At 60.6% G+C, this 3,922-nt stretch carries 2 protein-coding genes and 1 pseudogene; all 3 read left to right on the forward strand.

Translation table 11 applies throughout. The annotated features are described in order from the left end of the window. Nucleotides 1-2,421: RHS repeat domain-containing protein (locus WS91_RS07930; protein WP_059670078.1), on the forward strand; the 2,421-nt coding region annotated here is incomplete at its 5' end. Nucleotides 2,422-2,501: 80 nt separating this feature from the next. Beyond that, nucleotides 2,502-3,479 (forward strand): annotated as a pseudogene (locus WS91_RS07935) (IS5 family transposase). A 130-nt stretch (nt 3,480-3,609) separates the two neighbouring features. Beyond that, nucleotides 3,610-3,922 (forward strand): hypothetical protein (locus WS91_RS35645; RefSeq protein WP_156432327.1); only part of this gene is annotated, 313 nt, incomplete at its 3' end.

Raw genomic sequence — 3,922 nt, forward strand, 5'->3', positions numbered from 1 at the left:
GTATGGGTGTACGGCGAGCGGGAAGCCGACGCGCAGGCGCACAACCTGCGCGGGCAATGTGTGCGTCGCTACGATACGGCCGGGCAGGTGCGCACGTTGGGCTACACGCTGGGTGGTCAGCCACAGGACGAGACGCGGCGCCTGCTGGCCGAGCTGGTGGCGTTAGCCTGCTGGCCGGGTGACGATGAGGCAGGCTGGGACACGCAGCTGTCGACGCAGGCGTGGACGACCGGGTGGGACTACGACGCGCTAGGTAGTGTCATCGCGCAGACCGATGCGAAGGGCCACCGGCGGCGCTGGAGCATGGACGTCGCGGGCCAACTGCAGGTAGGCTGGCTGAAGCTGGCCGGTGCTGTGCACGAGCAGGTGCTGGTGAGCGGTATTCGCTATACCGCGGCCGGCGAGCTACTTGCGCAGACGGCTGGCAACGGAGTGGCCACAACCTGTGAGTACGAGGCCGAGACCCGGCGGCTGGTGCACCGGCGCACGCACCGGGCTGACGGCACGCTGGTGCAGGCGCTGGGATACGCGTATGACCCGGTGGGCAACATTCTGGGTATTAGCGACGCCGCGCAGGAAGTCCGTTACTTCCGCAACCAGCGGGTGGCGGCGCAGGCCACCTACCGCCATGACGCGCTGTACCAACTGCTGGAAGCCACCGGACGGGAGAACGCGACGGCGGGCGGCCAGGGTCCGGCTTCACCGCCGGGGAGCGATTCGGCCAACCTGGTCAACTACATGCGCCGCTATACCTATGACCGCGGTGGCAACCTGACGCGCATCGAGCACCAAGGCGGCAGCGCGTGGCGCAACGACATCGTGGTGTCGGACCGCAGCAATCACGGGGTTGCGCAGGCCGATGAGGAGAGCCTGCGGCCGGGAGACATCGACAACGGGAGTTACTTCGACGCCTGTGGCAACAGGCTGGCGCTGAAGCCGGGGCAGGCGCAGGTGTGGAACGTGCGCAACCAACTGGAGAAGGTAACGCTCATTGACCGCGGCGGTGACAGCGATAATGACCGGGAAACCTACGGCTACGACGGCAGCGGGATGCGAGTGTGGAAACAGACGCGCGCAAGGACTGCGAGCACCTGGCGCACGCAACAGGTGATCTACCTGCCGGGACTGGAGCTGCGCACGACGGAGGCCGATGGGAAGACGGAAGAGGCTCTGGATGTGGTGATGGTGCCGGACGGGTCGATGCGGGTACTGCACTGGACAGCGGGGCGGCCGGAGCAGATTCCGAACGACCAGTACCGCTGGAGCGTGCGCGATCAGATCGCTTCGGCGATCCTGGAGCTCGATGGCGATGGGCGGATCATTACGCAGGAGGAGTACTACCCATATGGCGGCACTGCAGTGTGGGGCGGTAACGAGTATGAGGTGAAGTACAAGTTCATCCGCTACTCGGGCAAGGAGCGTGATGCGACCGGGCTGTACTACTACGGGTACCGCTACTACATGCCGTGGCTCGGACGCTGGGCCAGCGCCGATCCCGCCTTCACCATCGATGGACTCAACCTGTACAGGATGGCGCGTAACTGTCCGATTAATTATTACGATCCTACTGGACTGGATCCAATTGCAGGCTTTAAACTGCGAGCAGGTAAACAGAAGGAAATACCAGGATCCATCCTTTCAAGCGTCCAACCTGACTTATCGGGCAGAACACAAACCGTCGAACTCACTTTGCCCGAGCAGTATAAGATCTGGCCAATGTCAGCGGTGGCAGGCGGGCGAAAACTATTGCCTATTGTGTCGGATCTCCTTAACGCAGCCCCCGGACAACAACTGCGTCTGCCTGGAGATGTGCTACAGCACGGTGGCATCGCAAGGTTTTCATTCCTCGGAGTGAATCCCGGCGGCCAAGAAAATTATATGGCGATTGCGCCGCATGTGGAACTATTCGGAGCCGAGGTAACAACGGGATCGACCGTGAAGGCTTATTGGGTGCCGCAAGGAAAATACTATGACATTCCGGTCCATCCAGATATCACAACCGACCCAATTCATGTCTTTACCCCTGCTTTTAGCGGTTGCTCATTCGTGGTAGACATGATGAGCGAAGAGACGTTGCGAGTCTATCACGTGGAAGGCGGCAAGGAAGAGGAGCAATACAATAGGGTGGGTATTGAACATGGCCGTGGGATGGTGGCGGCCATGGAGTATCCGGATTATGGATTTCATAGAATAGGCGAGAGCAACATTGAAAATGTTCACGGATTTGCTTTTCTCAGGTATGAATCGAAAGAGGGTGGAAGCTGGAATTTACATTATCAGGGACAGGAAGCCCCTGCATACGTGAAGAACCTTCGCGTCAAAGAATCGTGGTTTTCATCGAGGAAAATCATGACTGAAATTCCTGCTCAGGTTGTTGGGAGGGTGACCCATTCTGGCAATAGGAGGGTAAATGTAGCTTAAGGCAATGCTGAACAAGTCCACCATCGCCGTGGTCCAGCCGTTATAGATCGTTGGACATGACCGGAGAAAGGCGAAAGACGATGAAGCAGCAGACGCTGGCGATGGCAGTCGATCAGGGAGCGGGCTTCGAGACGAAGCGCAAACGCACGCGACGCGACGAGTTTCTCGACACGATGAACCGGATCGTGCCTTGGGCGGCGTTGTGCGTGCCGGTCGAGCCTATTACCCGAGACGCGGCAACGGGCGCCCGCCGATTGGCCTGGAACGTACGCTGCGAATTCACTTCGTCCAGCACTGGTTCAACCTGGCGGACCTCGCCTGCGAGGCGGCGCTGTACGACAGCACGAGCCTGCGCCACTTCGTGGGCATCGATCTGGGCTGCGAGGCCGTGCCGGATGCGACGACGATGCTCAAGTTCCGGCATCTGCTCGAGAAGCACAAGCTGGGCGAACAGATCTTCGCGGAAGTGGGTCGGGTTCTCCAGGCCAGCGGGATGAAGCTTGCCAGCGGCACGATCGTGGATGCCACGTTAATTGGCGCACCCGGTTCGACGAAGAACGGACAGAAGGCCCGCGACCCCGAGATGCGCCAGACGAAGAAGAACGGCAATTGGCACTTTGGCATGAAGCTGCACATCGGGGTCGACAGTCAGAGCGGCCTGGCCCACAGCGCGGTGGTGACGACAGACGGCCAACGTTCACTATAAGCATGCGTTGCCGCAACTGCTGCATGGGCAGGAGCAGCGCGTCTACGGCGACAGCGCCTACGCGAGCCAGAAGGCACTGATTCATGGCAAGGCGCCCAAGGCGCGCGACTTCACGAATCAGCGCACATGCCGCAACGGCGCGATCGACGAGGTGGCGCGCCGCAAGAACCGAAACAAGTCGAAAATTCGGGCCCGCGTCGAACATGTATTCGCCGTGGTGAAGCGACTGTGGGGTTTCGCGAAGGTGCGCTATCGCGGGCTCGGGAAGAATGCGAACCGCGCCTTCGTCGCGGTGGCGCTGGCCAATGTCTACCTGCGCCGCACGCGATTGATGGCGCAGGTGCGCCCATAATGGGCGAAAACCGAACCTGGGGCCCGCCAGTGAGGACCACGGGCCCTCGAACGGCCCCTAGGATGACCGAAAACCAGCAAGGAACCTGCGTTCATGATCAGCTTGCTTCGAACTCTTGATGACATCATGAATGCAGCCGCTTGTTCAGCATTGCCTTAATAATGATGGCGGAGCCTGTCATCGTTACCCATCCGACTCGGCGCAACAGGTGCGAGTCAGCGTGGGTTGCGTCGATGGTCTTGGCCGGGCATTACAGAGCGCGCAAAAAGTGCCAGGCGGCACCGCCTGGCAACGCGATGCGCGAGGTGAAATCGTCGTAGACGAGGCCGGCAAGCCGATGAGTCAAGAGACGGCGACGCGTTGGGCGGTGTCCGGCAAGGTCGAATACGACAACAAGGGGCAGCCGGTGCGCAGCTATCAGCCGTACTTTATCGACGACTGGC

Source organism: Burkholderia sp. MSMB1498, assembly GCF_001526245.1.
GTDB lineage: Bacteria > Pseudomonadota > Gammaproteobacteria > Burkholderiales > Burkholderiaceae > Burkholderia > Burkholderia savannae.